The 19,491-nt window shown below is 67.7% G+C and carries 16 protein-coding genes; 10 read left to right on the top strand and 6 right to left on the bottom strand.

Annotation, left to right across the window (positions count from 1 at the left end):
- The first annotated feature begins 14 nt into the window (after positions 1-14).
- Positions 15-857, top strand: a complete 843-nt coding sequence (locus WME82_RS35450; protein WP_438038920.1) for an alpha/beta fold hydrolase — start codon at positions 15-17, stop codon at positions 855-857.
- Between the two features lie 160 nt (positions 858-1,017).
- Here the strand turns inward: WME82_RS35450 and WME82_RS35445 are convergent, their stop codons facing one another.
- Complete coding sequence (locus tag WME82_RS35445) at positions 1,018-2,811, bottom strand: hypothetical protein (RefSeq protein ID WP_438038919.1); 1,794 nt, start codon at positions 2,809-2,811, stop codon at positions 1,018-1,020.
- 390 nt (positions 2,812-3,201) lie between these two features.
- Here WME82_RS35445 and WME82_RS35440 point away from each other — a divergent pair, with 390 nt between their 5' ends.
- The 4 genes from WME82_RS35440 to WME82_RS35425 all read left to right on the top strand — a co-directional run bounded on the left by WME82_RS35440 (position 3,202) and on the right by WME82_RS35425 (position 10,514).
- Positions 3,202-5,643 (top strand): family 43 glycosylhydrolase, encoded by a 2,442-nt coding sequence (locus tag WME82_RS35440; RefSeq protein ID WP_438038918.1) that lies wholly within the window; start codon positions 3,202-3,204, stop codon positions 5,641-5,643.
- Positions 5,644-6,134: 491 nt separating this feature from the next.
- Positions 6,135-7,442: an ABC transporter substrate-binding protein gene (locus WME82_RS35435; RefSeq protein WP_438038917.1), complete on the top strand. Its 1,308-nt coding sequence runs from the start codon at positions 6,135-6,137 to the stop codon at positions 7,440-7,442.
- Positions 7,443-7,516: 74 nt separating this feature from the next.
- Positions 7,517-8,647: a substrate-binding domain-containing protein gene (locus WME82_RS35430; RefSeq protein WP_437740934.1), complete on the top strand. Its 1,131-nt coding sequence runs from the start codon at positions 7,517-7,519 to the stop codon at positions 8,645-8,647.
- Positions 8,648-9,011: 364 nt separating this feature from the next.
- Positions 9,012-10,514 (top strand): hypothetical protein, encoded by a 1,503-nt coding sequence (locus WME82_RS35425; protein WP_438038916.1) that lies wholly within the window; start codon positions 9,012-9,014, stop codon positions 10,512-10,514.
- Between the two features lie 354 nt (positions 10,515-10,868).
- On the opposite strand, the gene WME82_RS35420 is transcribed toward WME82_RS35425, so the two are convergent.
- Positions 10,869-11,633 carry a DUF899 domain-containing protein gene (locus WME82_RS35420; RefSeq protein WP_438038915.1) on the bottom strand — a complete coding sequence of 255 codons (765 nt, stop codon included), beginning with the start codon at positions 11,631-11,633 and terminating at the stop codon, positions 10,869-10,871.
- Between the two features lie 303 nt (positions 11,634-11,936).
- Positions 11,937-12,122, bottom strand: a complete 186-nt coding sequence (locus tag WME82_RS35415; protein WP_438038914.1) for a hypothetical protein — start codon at positions 12,120-12,122, stop codon at positions 11,937-11,939.
- A 120-nt stretch (positions 12,123-12,242) separates the two neighbouring features.
- On the opposite strand from WME82_RS35415, the gene WME82_RS35410 reads away from it, so the two are divergent.
- Together WME82_RS35410 and WME82_RS35405 are read left to right on the top strand one after the other, a co-directional pair.
- Positions 12,243-12,617, top strand: coding sequence for a transposase (locus WME82_RS35410; RefSeq protein ID WP_438038913.1), 375 nt, complete (start codon positions 12,243-12,245; stop codon positions 12,615-12,617).
- A 127-nt stretch (positions 12,618-12,744) separates the two neighbouring features.
- Positions 12,745-13,548: a class I SAM-dependent methyltransferase gene (locus WME82_RS35405; RefSeq protein ID WP_438038912.1), complete on the top strand. Its 804-nt coding sequence runs from the start codon at positions 12,745-12,747 to the stop codon at positions 13,546-13,548.
- Positions 13,549-13,554: 6 nt separating this feature from the next.
- Here WME82_RS35405 and WME82_RS35400 read toward each other — a convergent pair whose 3' ends face one another.
- On the bottom strand, positions 13,555-14,061 hold the full coding sequence (locus WME82_RS35400; RefSeq protein ID WP_438038911.1) for a hypothetical protein: 507 nt from the start codon (positions 14,059-14,061) through the stop codon (positions 13,555-13,557).
- 70 nt (positions 14,062-14,131) lie between these two features.
- Between WME82_RS35400 and WME82_RS35395 the strand changes: the two genes are divergently transcribed.
- The 3 genes from WME82_RS35395 (at position 14,132) to WME82_RS35385 (ending at position 18,301) form a co-directional block, all read left to right on the top strand.
- On the top strand, positions 14,132-14,641 hold the full coding sequence (locus WME82_RS35395; RefSeq protein ID WP_437740925.1) for a DUF3291 domain-containing protein: 510 nt from the start codon (positions 14,132-14,134) through the stop codon (positions 14,639-14,641).
- Positions 14,642-15,119: 478 nt separating this feature from the next.
- Positions 15,120-16,472, top strand: a complete 1,353-nt coding sequence (locus WME82_RS35390; RefSeq protein ID WP_437851805.1) for an ISNCY family transposase — start codon at positions 15,120-15,122, stop codon at positions 16,470-16,472.
- A gap of 476 nt (positions 16,473-16,948) precedes the next feature.
- Positions 16,949-18,301, top strand: coding sequence for an ISNCY family transposase (locus WME82_RS35385; protein WP_438038910.1), 1,353 nt, complete (start codon positions 16,949-16,951; stop codon positions 18,299-18,301).
- A gap of 202 nt (positions 18,302-18,503) precedes the next feature.
- Here WME82_RS35385 and WME82_RS35380 read toward each other — a convergent pair whose 3' ends face one another.
- Together WME82_RS35380 and WME82_RS35375 are read right to left on the bottom strand one after the other, a co-directional pair.
- Entirely contained in the window at positions 18,504-18,761 is a 258-nt protein-coding gene (locus WME82_RS35380; protein ID WP_438038909.1) for a hypothetical protein, read from the bottom strand.
- 196 nt (positions 18,762-18,957) lie between these two features.
- Positions 18,958-19,377 (bottom strand): peptidase inhibitor family I36 protein, encoded by a 420-nt coding sequence (locus WME82_RS35375; RefSeq protein WP_438038908.1) that lies wholly within the window; start codon positions 19,375-19,377, stop codon positions 18,958-18,960.
- Positions 19,378-19,491 lie beyond the last annotated feature (114 nt).

Raw genomic sequence — 19,491 nt, 5'->3', positions numbered from 1 at the left:
TTCACTCGATCACGATGAGAGTGCAGACAGGCGATGTCCGGCTGTTCTTCGATGTGGAAGGGGCGAAGCTCGTCCCCGAGGGGCCCGCGATGCGGGAGCGACCTACCGTGATCCTGCTGCACGGCGGGCCGGGAGGCGATCATACCGAGTTCGTGCCGTTCGGCTCGGCGCTCGCCGAGGTGGCGCAGGTCGTCTATCTGGATCACCGCGGCTGCGGGCGCAGCGATCGCAGCGGGCCCGAGCGGTGGAACCTCGAGACGTGGGCGGACGACGTGCGGGCGTTCTGCGACGCGCTGGAGATCGAGCGGCCCGTCGTGCTCGGAAACTCGTTCGGAGGCATGGTGGCGCAGGCGTACGCGGCGCGATACCCCGATCACCCCGGGAAGCTGATCCTGACGAGCACGACCGCGAAGCTCCGCCTCGATCGCATGCTGCCCGTCTTCGAGCGGCTCGGGGGCGCGCAGGCGGCCGACATCGCGCGCCGGTTCTTCGCGGATCCGATGCCCAATTTCCACGACTACATCCGTGTCTGCCTCCCGCTCTACCGCCAGTCGCCGCCGGAGGAAGACGCGCTCCGCCGCGCGGTCCTCCACCTCGACGTGGGCGGCTATTTCGTGGCGGGTGAGATGCAGACCTACGACCTGCGCGCGGACATCGCGCGCGTCCGGTGCCCCACCCTCGTGCTGTCCGGCGATCTCGACCCGTTCGCGACGACCGCGGATGCGCGCGATCTCGTCGCCGCCTTGCCCCGGGAGCTCGTCCAGGCGCGGAGCTTCCCCCGCGCCGGGCACGCGGTGCTCGACGACGCGCGCGACGAGGCGCTCGCAACGATCCGGGAGTTCCTCGGCGCGCCCTGAGCGACGGACGCCCGGGAGCCGAGCGCGCGGGTCCGACCCGCATGGGGCGGAGCCGCCTGCGCCCCCTGCAAGGCACAAAAAAAGAGCGCCCATTCGACGGCGGGGGGGGAAGCCGTCACGGGCGCTCTGGTCTACGTACTTAGCAGGATGCGGGCCAGGGTCATCCTTCAGGCTTTCCCTGGGTTTCCCCTGAGGCAAACGTTCGATGCCTTTCATTCGTGAGATCCGGGCTTGCAGATATGGCAGCTCGGTCGCCCTGAAGGCAGGCGTTGACGGGCGCCGCCTCGCCTGGCGACGCGACGAGGAAGGCCGGCGCCTCTGCGCTCGCCACCTTGAACAAGGTGTCACCGAGGGTGACGTACCAGTCCCCGTCGAACCAGCGCCCGTGTCCGAGGTCGCTGCTGATCTCCTCCGGGGCGGCGCCAGGCCGCCCGATGTAACGCTTCTTGTTGTTGAGGAACATGACCTCGCCGGTGTCGCTGATGCCGTCGTGCCCGATGCGCAGCTCCTGCTGATCGAACTGGCTCGGCGTCGCGAAGCTGCTCAGCTGGTGCTCGTCGCCCGAGGGGGTCCGCAGCCATACCTGGTTGACGGCCCCGTCGCTCTTCAGGTAGGCCGCATATCCTGCGTGCAGCAGCAGCCCTGCCGCATCGCCGGTCCTGGAGTCGCCGAGGAACACCTCCGCGCCGTCGGCCGTGTAGAGGTAGCTCGAGCTCACCGATCCGTTCCACCACCGGCCGGCGACGTTCGTCCCGTCGGTGATCGGCCGTTGCAAGTAGCCGGGGTGGTCCCCGAGGCGGATCTCGCCCGGCCCGCGGATCCACGGCTCTTCGTGCGTGCTGTAGTAAGTGTCGCCTGACGCCGTGATGTCGGCCTGGAACGGCGACGCGCTGCCAGGGTCGAGCCACAAGCTCGTCTCGACGCCTGTCGAGAACGTGTGCACGATGGCCTCGTCGTCGTCGGCCCTCGTCCACAGGAGCGTATCGCCGTTCACCGCGTCGAGGCGGCCCTGCCTGGGCGTCCGGTCCAGGGCGCCGTCCTTCCACAGGAAGACGTATCCGTACCACGCTTGCATGGCGACGCCGGACGGCGTGAGCGCCCCGTAACCAGGTTTGTGCATCCAATCATGGTGCATCCGGAGCTCCCCGAGCCACGTCACCTGCTGCGTCATGCGATCGACGACGCCGATCTGGAGCGCGTGATCGATGAACAGGACGCGCGCCGCGTCGAAATCGAGGATGGCGCCGGGGGCGCGCTGGACGGCGGTGAGCTTCGGGCTCCGCTCGACGTAGACGCGCGGGAGCGCCCAGTCGTAGAAGCCGAGTCCCCCGCCGAGGGTCGGCCCGTACCAGACGGGGCCCACGTCGTCCATCGCCTCGAGCCTGATCGTGAGCACCTCGCCCGACCGAAGCGGCGATGACAGGGTGTGCAGCACGTCCATCCTCCCTGGCACCGACGACGGGACGCCCACCAGCACCTCATCGCGCACCTGGCTCCGGACGCGGGCCTTGAACTGCGTGCAGGAATAGGGAGGCGTCCCCACGCACGTCGCAGCGATGCGGGTGTCCCCGGTGAGCGTGCGGTTTGGCCGCGGGCTCGCCACCCAGACGCTGGGCGGCGCGTACTTGTGCACGGTATACTGCCTCGTCGACGCTCTTCCGAGCTTGTCGTACGCGGTGAACGTCAAGGTGTGAGGGCCGTAGGGCACCGTGCTCGTGTCGATCGTCGCGTAGTAGCGATTGTTGTAGTCGTTGAAGGTGAGCGGGGTCGTCACCCCTGCATATTCGGCTTCGACGGAGTAGACGTCTTCGTAGGGTATTGCGGCGATGCTGACCTGGATGTTGTTGAAATCGGATATCGCGCTCTTGTGATCTTTTCTCCAGGTGGTTCGCCCGAAGAACTGAATCTGGTCCAGGGCCACCTCCGCCAGCGCGGAGGTGGTCGAGAGGGACATCCACGATGCGACCGCACAACCGACGACCGTCCGAGGGAAACGCATGGGGCCTCCGGGCTAGTACGCGGCTCTGATGCCGCCGCGGCTCGCCCCATTCAACCGGCGGTCGGGGCCCATCCGGCTCGTGGAGACCGTCGGGCGTGGAGGGGGTGGAGCACTGGCCAGGTGGCAGCGGCTTCGATAACCGCTTATCGAGCAGAGGCCCCTCCGCCGCACCGGCCAGCCGGACGACCTCGCGCCCGTCGCGAGGGAAATTGACACCCGTCGTGTGAGCGTTCACAGTGGGCCCGCGCTCGTCCTTTCGATCGGAAGACTGCACGGGTCGTCATGCGCACCCGCCAGAGATCCTTGTAGCCGGGATTGGCGGCCAGAACGACTCAGGACATGACCATGAGAAACCACAGTGCTTGCATCACGACGATGATCCTGATCGGGTCCCTGCCCATGTCCTGCGGAGGGGACGAGCAGATAGCGCCCGTGGAATATCCCCTGACCATCGAGGCGAAGGGGGACGGGACGACTGATCCTCCGCCTGGAACCTACCTGCGCAGGGCCGGCACAGTCGTGACCGTGACCGCCAGACCCGCGCCGAGCGCCGACTTCACGGGATGGAGCGGGGCCGCGAGCGAGGCGGACGACGTCGTGGAGGTCACGGTGGACGGGAACAAGACGCTGACCGCCGCCTTCGAGACAGCGAGCTGGCCGGGCGAGCCCCATTCCACCTACCTCAACCCGATCCTGCCCGGCGATCACCCGGACATGAACATCTACATCGAGGGGGACGATTTCTACATCACCGGCTCCAGCTTCAACATCTCACCCAACGTCGAGATCCTGCACTCGCGGGACCTCATCCGCTGGGAGCGCGTGTCGCGCGTCGTCGATCCGGCATGGTCCGGCCTGGAGGCCTCGACCTCGGCGGGGGGCGGGACGTGGGGCGGCTTCATCGTCAAGGTCGCCGCGGGCTACAGGGTCTACTTCGCCGTCAACTTCAACCAGTACTTCGCGGAGGCCGAGAGCCTGGCAGGGCCCTGGGGAGAGCCCGTCCACGTGGAGCCTGTGGGCCCCTACACGCCGCCCGGAGAGGACCCGGAGCTCGTATCGTTCGACCGCGGGACCGGCTATGACGACTCGGTGTTCGTCGACGACGACGGGACCACGTACCTCGTCGTGAAGGCGGGGCAGTGCAAATGGAATGGAGGGACGGGCGGCGAGGAGAACAACTTCGGCGTCAACCTGCTCCAGAAGATCGATCCCGAAACCGGGCAGCTCAGCGGCGAGTCGATCGATCTCAGCTTCGTCAACTGGGACGTGGAGAACGGGGGGTGCGGTGATCCCGCGGCCAACCCCGACAGCGCGGTCGAGGCCAATTGGGCCGAGGGGCCCACCATGACGAAGCGAAACGGCTTCTACTATTACTTCGACTCGACCCACACGGGGTGCGGCGGCGAGCAGTACGGGTGGCGCTCGGCCACGCTGAGCAGCAACCCCGAGGACTGGACGCCGCTGGGCAGCGTCCTCAAGGGAGAGGCCCCGTTCAGCGGCGCGCAGCACAGCACAGCGCCGTTCCAGATCGGCGACGGCACGTGGTGGGTCTTCTCCCACTCGTACGAGTGCGACAGCAACTGGCGTGGCCTGGGTCGGCAGGGGTTGCTCAGCCAGGTGACCTGGATCGACGACGAGAGCGGCGCCGGGGTCCCGGTCGTGGACGCTCGCCTGGGCGAGCCGGCGCCGGCGCCGGCGCTGCCGCCCAGCGACATCCCGTTCCTGCTGCCCGTCAACGACGAGTTCACCGGGGACAAGCTCGCACCGGCCTGGACTTTCTACGGCAACATGCCGTCCGATCGCACCTCGGTCACCGACCGCGCCGGGTGGCTCCGGCTCAAGCCGGCGGAGGACGAGACGCGGTGGGTGATCCAGAAGGACGCGCTGCACGCCAAAGCGATGATCGTGAGGATGGACTTCGCCCCCGAGGCGGAGGGCGACGCGGCTGGCGTTCGCCTGGGCAACGCCGTCCCGGAGCAGGATCTCACGGCGTTCCCGACGTGGGTGCACCCCATCAGCCAGGAGGTGTCGGTGGCGCGCGTCCGGGCGGACGCAGAAGACCGGATCCGCTTCTCGTTCCGGTCGGTCGTCCCCGTCCTCAACGCCGACGAGAGCGCCTATGAAGCGGTGGACGCGACCGAGATCAGCTTCGATGCCCCGGCGCCGGCCGAGCGCACCCTCTGGCTGAAGCTGGTGCACGGCAAGGACCACGAGGCCACCGGCTGGTTCAGCACGGACCGCCTGACCTGGACCCAGGTGGGCGAGCCGATCGAAATCAGCGCGCTCGAGGACTACGATACTGTCAACATGGGCTGGGTCGGCAGCCAGGCCGGCGTCTTTGCCAGCAACGCGAGCGCTGACTTCGACCTGTTCACGTACCGCGACGGCTTCACCGCGATCGCGGCCGCGGAGCCGGACCAGGAGTCCGGCACCGAGGTTGTGTCGAGCCAGTCGGCAGGGCCGGTGCTGGGCGGCCTGGAGGACGGCGACTGGGCCATGTACGGCAGCGTCGATCTGGGCAGCGGCGGCGTGGCGTCGGTCGAGATCGAGCTGCAGGCCTCCAGCGCGGAGGGCGGCGCCGTCGAGGTATGGCTCGACCCGCTGGCGGGCGGCCGCCGCGTCGCGACCTGCGATGTCCCCGCCACCGGCGGCTGGGAGACCTGGACGACCGTGACATGCAAGGTGAGCGCCGCCGGCTCCCACGAGGTCTACCTGAGGGCAAAGGGCGGCTCTGGTGAGCTGCTGCGCCTCGCGTCGCTCCGCTTCGTGCCTGGGAAGAACGGATGAGCTCAGCGTGATGTAGACAACATACCACAGCCGAGTGAACTCGTTGGATCTGCTGGGCGAGGTGTGGATCTAGCTCCGTGGCTGGTCCACCGCATCTGCGGCGCGCCGGGTCGGTGAGCCGGGCGGGCAGGGCCGTCCGGCGGATCGCATCCGGTTTTGGTGCTCACCTCGCCTGCCCGATACAGCGCTCCTTTCCCTCGCCGCGCTCAGGGGCCCTCCGTCCTCGCGCATGCGCTCACCTCTCGGCCTGACAGCCGCGATCCACGGACAAACATCGCGATGCATGAGAACCGGCATTGGCCGGTGTGTTCTGTATTGCGTCGACGTGTGAGTCTCCGCTCCAAGACTCGTCGCTTGCGCTCATGTGCCCTTGACAGAACGAAGCTCGATATGATGGCGTATCCCGCGGGGGAAGAATGTACTTTCGGATGCTTGCCGCGCCGCATCGCCGCCGTCGAGCGGGTGTGTGCTCCGCGCCTCGCCGGCGGCGCATGCGCTGGCTGGAGACCGGGCTGGTCCTGGGGCTCGCGTCCCTCTTCTCCGCCTCATGCGCGCCGGAAGAACCCTATCACCCCGAGAATGCGATCGTCCTCGGGGCGCTCCTGCCCTTCTCCGGCAGCGAGTCGGCCATCGGCCGCAACCTCGAGCAAGCGATGTTGCTCGCGGTCCAGGATCTGAACGCCGCGGGGGGGCTCGACGGGAGACCGTTCCACCTCCGGAGCCGAGACAGCCACTCCAGCTCGGAGCGCGGGCTCGAGGAGCTGCTCCAGCTGCTCTACACGGATCAGGTCCGCTACCTGATCGGGCCGGAAGAGAACGGGCTCGCCCGCGAGATCGCGCGGGAGGTGAAGGCGCTCGACGTGTTCCACATGCTGCCGGGCTATGCCGCGCCCACCGTCGCGCGCAGCGACGCGATGGGAGGCTGGATGCGGCTCGCCCCCTCCTCGTTCGACGTCGGTTGCACGCTGGCGCGCATCGCCTTCGACGAGGGCATCGAGACCGTGAACAGCCTGGCCGCGGGGGACGACTACAACACCACCGTCAGCAGCGAGTTCACGACCCACTTCGCGGCGCTCGGGGGGAGGATCCTCCCCTCGGTGACGTTCACGTCAGGCCAGCAAACGTATGCGAGCAAGATCGAGTCCGCCTTCGGCGCGAACGCCGGCCGGACGCTCCTGGCCTCGTATCCCGCCGCCGGCTCGATCATCGTGACCGAATGGGCCGTCTCCGGGCGGCCGGGCACCTGGTTCCTCGGCCCTGCGCTGCGCACCGAGGTGCTCCTCGCCAACATCCCGACAGGCTCACTCGACGGATACGTCGGGGTCTCGCCGTCGCTCAGCGTGCGGAGCGAGTGCCGCACGATGGGCGAGGGCCAGCAGGTGGTCGGCTGCACGACCGGGAACGCAGCCGCCTTCATCGGGCACTTCTCCAGCGTCTGGGACGGCGAGGCGCCGCTGCCCGCGGCGCACTTCTATTACGACGGGGTCGTCCTCATCGCGATGGGCCTCGCGTACGCCCAGGCGAAGAGCGGGGCGATCCCGACCTCCGGACACGATCTGCACGAGATCATCCGCGAGCTCAACGACCCGGCCCACGAGGCGGCCTCGTGGCGCGACCTCCCGGCGGCGATGACCAAGCTTCGCGCGGGTATCCCGCTCCGCTACGTCGGCGCGGCCGCCGAGTACGAATTCGATGAGTACGGGGCGAACAGGCATTACTTCATGCAGCCGTGGACCGTCGACGGCGACGAATTTGTCGATCTCGCCCCGGTCGCCGTCAGCTGCTTCGGCGGGCGATGAGGCCGCCGCGCGATAGAGCTTCACGCGAGGTTGCTGCATACGATAGGACGGACCACGGAGCATAAGGGGGTATCATGAACAGGATTGGACGACGCTGGGTGGCGGCCTTCGGGCTCGCGCTGATGACGGCGGCATGCGGATCGGGCGACACCACCGGCGAGGGCGAGCACGCCTCGCCCATCAAGCGCGCGCCGACGCCCAACAGCGAGTTCACGGCGAAGGAGATCGAGGCGACGCTCGACGCGCTCGTCGCCGAGATCAACGAGGGCGCCATCGAGCCCATGCAGATGGCGATCCTGCTGAAGGAGCTCGGCGGGTTCTTCACGCCGATCACCACGGGGGCGAACCGAGCCATGGGCGAGCTCGGGGCCACGGGGAACGTGGTCGGGCCCAGTGGACCGGGGAGCGATCAGCAGCAGAGGGCGGAAGCCCAGGGGGAGCAGATTGGACAGGCGGTGGTGGACGGCGCCGAAGGGATCGGTGTCTCGCCCTTCGGCGACGCCATCGCGGCCGGCATCGATGAGGCCGTCGCCGGCGGGGTTCCTGTGGTGACGCTCGACACCGACGCCAAGGACTCGAAGCGTTCCATCTATGTCGGAACCATCAGCGAGTCGGCCGGCGTCACGGCAGGAGAGACCCTGCTCGCGTTGCTGCCCCCGGCGCCGGGCACGGTGGTGATCCACGGCGCCGACGACCCGTCCTGGGTCGACGGGATGAATCGAATGCTGGGGGCTCGGCGCGTCCTCGAGGCCGCCGATTACACGGTCGTGGTGCGTCCGATCACCTGGTCCCCGCCGGGGGAGGTCGCTGACGTCGAGGCGATGAAAGCCCAGATCGAGACCGCGGACCCGCCCGTCGTGGGGTTGCTCGGCCTGCACAACGTCTCGTACCGGTGCGCGATGGCCACGGAGGCCGCGGGCGCGACGGAGCTCCCCGTCGTCGCCTTCGACTTCGAGCCGAAGACCGTCGAGTACATGCGCCAGGGGCTCATCAAGGCGACTCACGCCCAGCGGCAGTATTATGCGGGGTACCTCGTGCCCTACATCCTCTACGGCATCAAGATCGTCGGTCTCGACGCGACCAAGGCGATGCTCGCCCCTCGGATGGTCGACGAGAGCCGGCTCAACGTCGGCCTCGACGTGGTTCCGTGGGACAAGATCGACGAGTACAACGCCTTCCTCGATTCGATCGGCGTGACTCAGTAGCGGTGCCGTAGCACGAGGAAGACCACGAGCCCTCTGCGCGCCACGTCGTCAAGGTCGACTGGCGCACGCTGCTCGCCGCGCTCACGGGGATCGACCTGTCCATCTGTCCTCGCTGCGGTCAGGCTGCGATGGCTCGCCGCCCGCTGCCGTCGTGCGCACGACGGGTCCGGTTCGAGCAAACCCGGCGCAACTTGCGCAAGACCACCTCAACCTGATCCCGCGTTTGGCGGAAAAGCCTGGCTCATCCCGCTGGCACGCCGCTTGATATGCGGCCAGCGCGCGGCCGCGCGGCGGGCCCTTGGGGATGCGCGCGCAGCCGCCTCGCCGGCACCGACCGGGCCGGCACGAAAGGACGCGTTTGCCTATGCAGACCTTCGGCAAATATCTCGCCCTCTCCATCGGCGGCGCCGCGATCGTCGTCGCGTGCAGCGCTTCGCCCGACTCCGATCCGCTCGAATTCATCGACCCGTATAGCGCTGCAGCCAAATGCGAGGATTGCGAACCGCCGCCCCCCCCCGAGTGCACGCCCAGCTGTGCGGGCAAGGTGTGCGGGGCGTCCGACGGCTGCGGCTGGAAGTGCAGCACCGGCTCCTGCCCGGCGGGCACGACCTGCGGCGGCGGCGGCGTGGCCTACCAGTGTGGGTGCACGCCCCAGTGCTCGGGCAAGACGTGCGGGGCGCCCGACGGCTGCGGCGGCATCTGCACCGGCGGCTCGTGCCCGGCGGGCCAGGCGTGCGGCGCGTCGGGCGTGCCGGGCCAGTGCGCGACGCTGCCGGTTGGGCAGGGGGTCGAGTGCTTCGTGTTCAACGACGGCGCCACCGAGTTGGCCGGGCCGACGCAGGCGCTCTACTTCCAGCGTGACGGCAAGGTGTGCATGCCCGACGGCACCCCGGGCGGCACCTGCCGCAAGTGGTTCGGCAACTGCCGCACCACCGACCCGAGCCACACGCCGGTGCTCTTCTCGGTCTTCAACGACGGCAGGGCCGACATGACGAGCCCGTCGGGTGCGGTGTACCTGACGTCGAGCCTCGAGGCGTGCATACCCGACGGCACCCCGACCGGCACCTGCCGCGAGTGGTTCGGCGCCGCAACGCTGCCCGACGGGCGCCCGATCGAGTGCCGTCTGTTCGAGGACGGCGGCGCGCAGAAGACCAAGGTCACGGACGACGACATGTTCATGAGCGGCATCCCGAAGGTCTGCTTCGACAACGGCACCGGGTACACGTACGGCAAGTGCCGCAAGTGGTTCGGCGAGTGCATGGTGGCCGGCTGCGGCGACGGCGCGTGCAACAACGGCGAGACGCCGTCGAGCTGTCCGTCCGACTGCAAGTGCGGCGACGGGATCTGCAACGGCAACGAGTGGTGTGGCAACTGCGCGACCGACTGCGGCTCGTGCTGCGGCAACCACGCCTGCGAGCCTAGCCTCGGCGAGAGTTGCAGCACGTGCTCGACCGACTGCGGCTCGTGCTGCGGCAACGGCGTCTGTGACAACAACGAGACGTGCGACAGCTGCTCGAAAGACTGCGGCGCGTGCGCTCCGAAGACGTGCTCGGGGCAGACGGCCGGGTCGGGGGCGCAGCACTTTGCTGTGAACGTCGAAGAAGTCTACGCGGTGGGCGGCGCACAAGTCGTCGGCTGCCTGGTCGCGACCCCGGTGTACCTCGCCAACTCGCTGGGCGAGGCCGAGCTGTGCGGGCATAACGCCTACCCCGGCTACAACATCACCACGAGCGGCACGCCCGCGCAGTACGTCTACCACAGCGACCCGACCTACTGCACCGCCTACTATCCTTATGCGACGTCGTCGTCGAAGGCGGACTGGTGCGGGTGGGCGCATGGCTACCCGTACGAAGGCCCTTGCCCCTGAAGCGCCGGTAGGGCGCCCGCGCGGCGCCCTGCGGGCCGGCATCGTCGAGGGCGTCGGGGGAGCGGTGGTCGACCCCGGGGACCGCGAAATCCCGTGCTGACGCGCGACGCAGCGGGGGCCCCATCCACGGCAGGGGAGACCCTGCTCGCGATGCTGCCTCCGGCGCCGGGTACGGTGGTGATCCACGGCACCACCGATCCGACCTGGGCCGATGGCATTGCTCGAACTCAGGCTGCCGAGGGCGTGTTCACATGTCCAGCGGCGGTACTGTACGGGGTACCTCGGGCCCCACATCGTCTACGGCATCAAGACCATCGCGGCTGTCCGGGGATAAACCTTCACCCGCGCCTTGGCTCAACGCTGGTCGTACTCGTCGTGGCGGCGGAACCAGATGCCCGTCTCGTTGCGCCCTTTGGGTGCGCGGTCGAGCCACTGGTACATGCCCCAGAGACCGTCCAATCCGCGCGCATAGGCGGAATAGGTGTGGTAGAGGGCGCCATCCTCGAGCACGAACGCGCTCAGGCCCGGCCTGTCGAGCGAGTAGGTGGGCGCGTCGGTCCCGGTCATGGCCGCGGACTGGGCGACGGGCAGCGGGACCGGTGTCGCGTCCATCGCGTGGCCGGCGCGCTCGAAGTTGTATTCGACGGTCCCCTCGCGCTGTTGCTCCTCGGTGAACGCGACGTTGAAGTCGAAGTTGAAGCGGCCGTCGCCCGATGACGCCCAGGGGAACGTCCACCCCATCCGCCGCTTGTACGCCAGGAGCTTCGCGAGCGGCGCCCGCGACACCGCCGAAAGCGTGACGTCGTGGTTCGCCAGGTGGACGGCGATGCCGTTGAACCCGTCCGCGATCGCCGAGCAGGACACACAACCCGCCTTGTAGTCGGGCCCGAACATGAAATGGTAGACGATGAGCTGCGAGCGCCCTCGGAAGAGCTCTGCCAGCGAGGCGCTGCCTTCCTCGGTCTCGAATCGGTACTCCTTGTCGACCCGGACCCACGGCAGCTCCTGACGCCGCCGCGAAAGCTCGTCGCTGCGCCGCGTGAGCTCCTTCTCCGCCTCGAGCAGCTCGAGCCGCGCGGCCAGCCACTCTTCACGTGTCCCGGTGATGTGCGTCGTCATCGCTCTTCTCTCCCTTGGGTGTCCATCGTCGCTCGTACCGTTCTCGATACGACGTGCTGGTTTTTGGTCGTGAGAGATGTAGGACCGGGCATCGAGCCGCGGGAGTAACAAGTGTGTCGGGATTGCACGCGACGGCGGACACGGGCTGCGGCAGGCGCGGGAGAGCTTCGAGGCGAGCGCGGCAGAGGGCAGGGGCTACGTGGAGCTCAAGGGCGCGACGCACTTTCTCCACGGGCACCGTCAGGCGGCGGCGGGCCTGATCGCCTGACGTGATGGACCGTCGGCGTCGCCAGGCAGGGCATCTCACCTTTGAATGAGGTGTTTCAAATCGTCCTGGAGCGTCGCGTGGACGTGCGCGATCGTCTTGCCGCGGAGGCGCGCCTTCGTCGCCTCGAACGCCGGACGCGCGAGGCTCGAGAGCTTCGCCGCTTCCTCCTTGGCCCGCGCGAGCACCGCCTCGGGGGGCACCAACGCATCGAGATACCCCACGCGTACGGCCTCGTCTGGAGCGTAGATCTGCGCCATCAGCGTCGCTCGCGCGAGCTCCGTGCGCGCGAGGCGATCACGCGCAGATCGAAGCCGGCGCAGAACCGATCCGGCCGGCCGGCGATGACCATCGCGCTCGCCTCCTCTTCGGCCCTCGAGAGGGCCCCGAGCAGAGACTTGGCGCTCGGTATGATCGAGCGCGCCGTGCGCGACGGGATCCCCGGCGACATCGTGCTCGCCGACGCCTTCTACGGCAACGCCCATGAGTTCCGGGAGACCGTGCGCCAGCGTGGTGTAGACAATACACCACAGCCGAGTGAACTCGTTGGATCTGTCGATTTTTGTAGGCGGATCAGCGGATCGTACTGGCTGTACGACGGCAGCCCGGCGCCCGGGAGGCCGAGCACGCGGCGCGCCCGCTCGACGTACACGTGGCCTCCGGGCGGACCGAACGCGACGAGCGCATACGCCAGATCGCCGACGTTCCTCCACCGGTGATCGAGCTACGCGCCTTCTCAGGGGGCCTCGACGCATCGGCGGGAGCTAAATTTTTCTTCGCGCCCCTCGGGCGGGCGGCCGAGCGCGGTCCTTGAAGCGCCGCGGCGGCGCCCCCATCATCGCGGCCGTGCGACGTGTACAGCTCGTGGAGCTCGAGGATCTCCCCTGGATGCCGGCCGCGATCCGCGACGGCGGCACCGACCTGCTCGACTTCGGCGTCGACCGCATGGGCTTCTACCGTGGCGTCGTGCCGAAGCTCGCCGCGCTCCTCGACCGGACGTCCCGCGCCGAGGTCGTCGACGTGTGCTCGGGCGGCGGCGGCGGCGCGCTCCAGGCGATCCGCGCCCTCCGCAGCGAGCGGCGCGTGGACGTCCGGTTCACCCTGACCGATCGGTACCCGAACGAGGCGGGCCGCGCGCGCGTGGCCGCGCTCGCCGACCCGAAGGTCGTCTACCGCGCGGAGCCGGTCGACGCTCTCGCGGTCCCGCCCGAGCTCGACGGCCTTCGCACGATGTGGGGCGCGCTGCACCACTTCCCGCCCGAGGCCGTGACGGCGCTCGTCGCCTCGATCGTCCGCGACGGCAAGCCCTTCGGCTTCTTCGACCTTGCGGCGTCGCCGATGTTGCGGCGGATGCCGGTCGTGTTCGCGCCGCTCGCGATGGGGTTCAACATGGCAGTGCTCTTCACGGGCTCGCTCGCCGCGATGCCCTTCGTGCGCCCGCGGCGGGCGTCGCGCTTCGCGCTCACGTACGTCGCCCCGCTGATCCCGGCGCTCTTCGCGTGGGACGGCACGGTCTCCGCGCTGCGCGCCTACACGCCCGACGAGCTCCTCTCGATCGCGCGCTCGGTGCCCGGGAGCGACGGGTACGCGTGGGACGCGGGGGTCTCCGGATCGGCGCTCTACTTCACGGGATGCCGGCGGGGGGCGTGACGGGGCTCATTTTCCCGCCTTCATCTCGATGACCCTCGGGTTTTTCGGAGCATAACAAATCAGCTCCGGGTGCTCGTCCTTCATGTTCGCCTTCACGTGCGCAATCACGGCCTCGCCCTGCTCCTTGCTCTTCACCGTGACCCCGAGGCGCCGCCCGCCCTCGTAATACTCCACGAGGCCGATCTCGGCGACGGCGGGGAACGTGGAGAGCGCCTTCCGCGTCGTGGGGAACGTGAATTTCGCGTCGTTTTGCAGGGCCACGTCGTAGAAGTACACGAACGGGGTCTTGCAGTCGGTCTCCGCCTCTCCGGCGCTCGACTCGCGGAGCGCGCGCCGAAGGTGGTTGCCGCGGACGGGAAGGCCGAGGGACGGCCAGCCTCGCCCACTGGCCGACCGCGGGTGGGCGGCGGTCGAGGCGGGGCGCGCCGCGGTGAACAGGCGGCTCCGCGCGCTGCTCGGCGAGGAGCAGGTTGGCGCGCTGCTCGCGTCGCTCCAGCGCATCGCGGAGCGCACGGGAGGGCTCGAGCTCGTGTCCTCACGGCGACTCCGCCAGCCGTAGGCTCCGCGATGGTATAGTCCCCGGATGCCGTCCCACCACCTCGCTCAGGTCAACATCGCCTTGCCGCTGGAGCCGCTCGACTCGGCGCGGCTGGCCGATTTCGTGTCGGCGCTCGCCCCGGTCAACGCGCTGGCCGACGCCGCGCCAGGGTTCGTGTGGCGGCTGCAGGGCTACGGCGGCGACGCCACCGGGGTGCGGGCGTTCGGCGACGACCAGATCCTCGTGAACATGTCGGTGTGGGAATCGGCAGAGGCCCTGTCCGACTTCGTCTTCCGCAATCCGGAGCACGCCGCCGTGATGCGCCGCCGCCGGGAATGGTTCGTCCCGATGAAGGAGGCGATCACGGCGCTGTGGTGGGTCCCGGCCGGGCACATCCCGACCGTCGCCGAGGCCGAGGAGCGGCTCGAGCACCTGCGCCGGCACGGCCCGACGCCCCGCGCGTTCACCTTCCGCCACCTATTCCCCGCGCCCGACGCGCCGGTCGCCGCCGTTCCCGCTCCCGTGGACGATTCGCCGCGCTGCCCTGCCGGCTGAGCCGCGGGTCGATTCCGATCCTCGTAAACCCCTCTTCCAGAAGCTGTCCTATCATGACGCTGACCTCCGCGAGCCGCGCCTCGTGCGATGGCGACCTGGAGGCAATGGAGCCCCAGTCGGTCAGGCTGAGGGCGACGAGCTCCCGGAAATCGGGGTCATCGTCGATGATCAGCACGCGGTTTCGCAGCATGTTCCCTCCGCTAGCTAGTTCCCGTCCCGAAAAGCGAAAACAGCTTGCTTTGTAGGGTCCACGTGGCGCTGGGGGCGCACCCGCAGCTCGATTGGCGGCGAGCGGACCGCTGCCCTCACTGACCGCGGGATGCCGACGCGCTCGGCCGCTGAAGGCGCCAGCATCGCCGGCCGGGTCCAGGTCGCATCGATTTGGTGAGAAAACTCGCGCCCCAAGCGGAATTTGTCCATCGGAGGGATCCTGTCCGCCGTGTGGTCCCCCAGCACCGTCAGGGAGGACGGCACTCCGATGCGCAAAGCCTTTTTTCAGCAGCGACCGCTTGTTCCGCCTTCGATCGAGCATCCTCACGCCAGGGAGCTCCAGACAATCTCGGCAGTCCTGGAGCAAGTGCCTGCCGCAGCAGACGTCGTGCTCAAGGATTTGACCGGGGCAGGGATCGACGGCGACAGGGGACGGCAGGGGTTGAGCGCCGAGCAGGTACTGCGGGTGCTGCTCCTCAAGCAGATGCATGACCTCAGCTACGAGGAGCTGGAGTTCCACCTCGCTGATTCGGTGACGTACCGAGCCTTTTGCGGCTTCGGGATGGCCGATCGAGCTCCGAGCAAATCGACGCTACAGCGGAACATCAAGGCGGTCTCGGAGCAGACGCTCGAGGCGATTCATCGGATGATCGTGGCGTATGCGATTCGTGAGGGAGTTGATGATGGTAAGCGCACGCGCATCGACTCCACGGTAGTGCGTGCCGCGATCCACGAGCCGAGCGATTCCTCGCTCCTGAAGGACAGCGTTCGTGTCCTCACACGGCTGCTGCGCCGCGCTCGACGATGGGTGAAGGTCGAGTCGAAGGACCACCGCCGAGCAGCCAAGCGGCGCTCTCTGGAGATCAAGCGCGCAAGGTCTGCCGAAGAACGTCAGCCGCTGTATCGAGACCTGATCAGGCTCACAGAGAAAGTAACTAGGGCGGCGCTCCGCGCAGTGGAGGCGTTGCGGCAGGTACGCGTACAGACACCGCAACGCGACGAGATTGACCGTCTGAACAGGCAGATGCAGTACCATCTCGCGGCCGCCCGTCACGTGATCGAGCAGACCCGCCGTCGTGTGCTGGAGGGCGAGGTCGTTCCAGCGCAGCAGAAGATCGTGTCGATCTTCGAGCCGCATGTCGACGTGATTGTCAAGGACAACCGCGAGACCATGTACGGTCACAAAGTGTTCTTTTCCGCCGGCAAATCAGGCGTCGTGTTCGACGTCGTTGTGCCGCTGGGCAACCCCACGGACTCCTCGATGGCGGTGGGGATGGTTGAGCGGCACATCGAGATCTGTGGCAAGCCTCCGCACCAGGCGGCGTTCGATGGCGGCTTCACCTCGAGAGCAAATCTTGAACAGGTCAAGGGTCTCGGCGTCCGCGACGTCGCGTTCAGCAAGGGCAAAGGAATAGCCGTCGACGAGATGACCAAGAGCCCGCGGCTCTACCGAGCACTGCGCAATTTTAGAGCTGGGGTCGAGGCCACCATCTCATTCCTTAAGAGATCGTTCGGTCTCGACCGCTGCGACTGGCGCACGTTCACATCCTTCAAAGCGTATGTGTTGGGCTCGGTTCTCGCTGCCAACCTGCTGATCGTCGCACGCGCCTCCGCCGGGTAGCGCGCGCGTTCACGATCGCTGGCCGATCTTGGGCCCCGCGAGCGCGGGCCGTCAGGACTCGTGCGCCTGCTCCCCGGCCGTGGTGCGTCTGCGGCGCGCTCCGGCGCCGGGAGACGTTCCGCCCTGCCGTTCCTACTGTACGGATGCTCGTCTCCCCCACGCCGAGGCCACGCGGAGATGCGACTTTCGGGACGGGAACTAGCTAGTTCCCGTCCCGAAAGTCGAAAACAGCTTGCTTTGTAGGGTCCACGTGGCGCTGGGGGCGCACCCGCAGCTCGATTGGCGGCGAGCGGACCGCTGCCCTCACTGACCGCGGGATGCCGACGCGCTCGGCCGCTGAAGGCGCCAGCATCGCCGGCCGGGTCCAGGTCGCATCGATTTGGTGAGAAAACTCGCGCCCCAAGCGGAATTTGTCCATCGGAGGGATCCTGTCCGCCGTGTGGTCCCCCAGCACCGTCAGGGAGGACGGCACTCCGATGCGCAAAGCCTTTTTTCAGCAGCGACCGCTTGTTCCGCCTTCGATCGAGCATCCTCACGCCAGGGAGCTCCAGACAATCTCGGCAGTCCTGGAGCAAGTGCCTGCCGCAGCAGACGTCGTGCTCAAGGATTTGACCGGGGCAGGGATCGACGGCGACAGGGGACGGCAGGGGTTGAGCGCCGAGCAGGTACTGCGGGTGCTGCTCCTCAAGCAGATGCATGACCTCAGCTACGAGGAGCTGGAGTTCCACCTCGCTGATTCGGTTACGTACCGAGCCTTTTGCGGCTTCGGGATGGCCGATCGAGCTCCGAGCAAATCGACGCTACAGCGGAACATCAAGGCGGTCTCGGAGCAGACGCTCGAGGCGATTCATCGGATGATCGTGGCGTATGCGATTCGTGAGGGAGTTGATGATGGTAAGCGCACGCGCATCGACTCCACGGTAGTGCGTGCCGCGATCCACGAGCCGAGCGATTCCTCGCTCCTGAAGGACAGCGTTCGTGTCCTCACACGGCTGCTGCGCCGCGCTCGACGATGGGTGAAGGTCGAGTCGAAGGACCACCGCCGAGCAGCCAAGCGGCGCTCTCTGGAGACCAAGCGCGCAAGGTCTGCCGAAGAACGTCAGCCGCTGTATCGAGACCTGATCAGGCTCACAGAGAAAGTAACTAGGGCGGCGCTCCGCGCAGTGGAGGCGTTGCGGCAGGTACGCGTACAGACACCGCAACGCGACGAGATTGACCGTCTGAACAGGCAGATGCAGTACCATCTCGCGGCCGCCCGTCACGTGATCGAGCAGACCCGCCGTCGTGTGCTGGAGGGCGAGGTCGTTCCAGCGCAGCAGAAGATCGTGTCGATCTTCGAGCCGCATGTCGACGTGATTGTCAAGGACAACCGCGAGACCATGTACGGTCACAAAGTGTTCTTTTCCGCCGGCAAATCAGGCGTCGTGTTCGACGTCGTTGTGCCGCTGGGCAACCCCACGGACTCCTCGATGGCGGTGGGGATGGTTGAGCGGCACATCGAGATCTGTGGCAAGCCTCCGCACCAGGCGGCGTTCGATGGCGGCTTCACCTCGAGAGCAAATCTTGAACAGGTCAAGGGTCTCGGCGTCCGCGACGTCGCGTTCAGCAAGGGCAAAGGAATAGCCGTCGACGAGATGACCAAGAGCCCGCGGCTCTACCGAGCACTGCGCAATTTTAGAGCTGGGGTCGAGGCCACCATCTCATTCCTTAAGAGATCGTTCGGTCTCGACCGCTGCGACTGGCGCACGTTCACATCCTTCAAAGCGTATGTGTTGGGCTCGGTTCTCGCTGCCAACCTGCTGATCGTCGCACGCGCCTCCGCCGGGTAGCGCGCGCGTTCACGATCGCTGGCCGATCTTGGGCCCCGCGAGCGCGGGCCGTCAGGACTCGTGCGCCTGCTCCCCGGCCGTGGTGCGTCTGCGGCGCGCTCCGGCGCCGGGAGACGTTCCGCCCTGCCGTTCCTACTGTACGGATGCTCGTCTCCCCCACGCCGAGGCCACGCGGAGATGCGACTTTCGGGACGGGAACTAGCTAGCGTCGGAGTTCCAGCGAGAAGACCATGAGGTCATCGGGGCTCCGCTCGATCCAGAATCTCGCGCCGTGGAGCCGGGCGATCCCCTGGAGAAAGCGTTGGACGGCGGTCACCATCCGGCGGATGCGCGGCGCGATCGCGCGGTGCATGGCGAGGCCGAAGAGCGACGCCGCCGTGACGCCGCTGAGGCCGGCGGCCAGGAAGAAGAGGGGGATGAGCCGCCTGTTGCGCTCAGCGTGGTGTAGACAATATACCACAGCCGAGTGAACTCGTTGGATCTGTTGGTTTTTATAGGCGGATCAGCGGATCGTACTTTTGTACGTTATGTCGACTGCCGGTCGTTGGCGGGAAATTCTTGACAGGTCGGAATGGCTTTGCGCGGGCTATCCTCCGCCCCCCCGGGCGCGTCAGGCGATGGCCGCGATGCCCATCGCCTTTCGCCCGATCATGGCGTCAGAAGACGTAGACGCTCTTGGGGATGAACGGCAGCGGGCTCAGGCCGCTCTCCGCGTAGATGGGGTACGGGTAGCCGATGCAATCCTCATTCTGGAACATCGCGGCGCCGACGCCGTTGGTGTTGTAGGCAGAGTGTGCCCTTCCCTCCCAGCCGTGCTCCGGAAGGTTGACGCACGTGCCCACCTGCGGGTCCAGCGCCCGGACGTTGAAGATTTCCCCGCCGTAGTCCTCCTCCTCGAAGAGGCAGAGGACGCTGTCGAACGGGCAGGGAACGGGGTCCTCCTCCTGCGCCGAGGCTACCTCGGGAAGCAGCAGGCCTGCCCCCGCGAGGAGGCCGGCGCCCACCAGGGCACGCAATCCCAGGGAGCGGGACGGAGTGAAACGACGGAGGTTCTGAACGAACTCGAGCCAGTGCATGTGTACTCCTCCTCCTGCCCACCCATGGGCAGGTACTGCGGAGCCACCAAGCGCCCGAGGCCATTCACGCATTCCCGACCTTCGGCTGTTGTTGACAGGATGTGACATGAAAAG

It is taken from the genome of Sorangium sp. So ce128 (assembly GCF_051525245.1).
GTDB lineage: Bacteria > Myxococcota_A > Polyangia > Polyangiales > Polyangiaceae > Sorangium > Sorangium cellulosum_B.
Note: the sequence above shows the minus strand (reverse complement) of the source record. Positions and strands in the feature narration are given on the sequence as shown.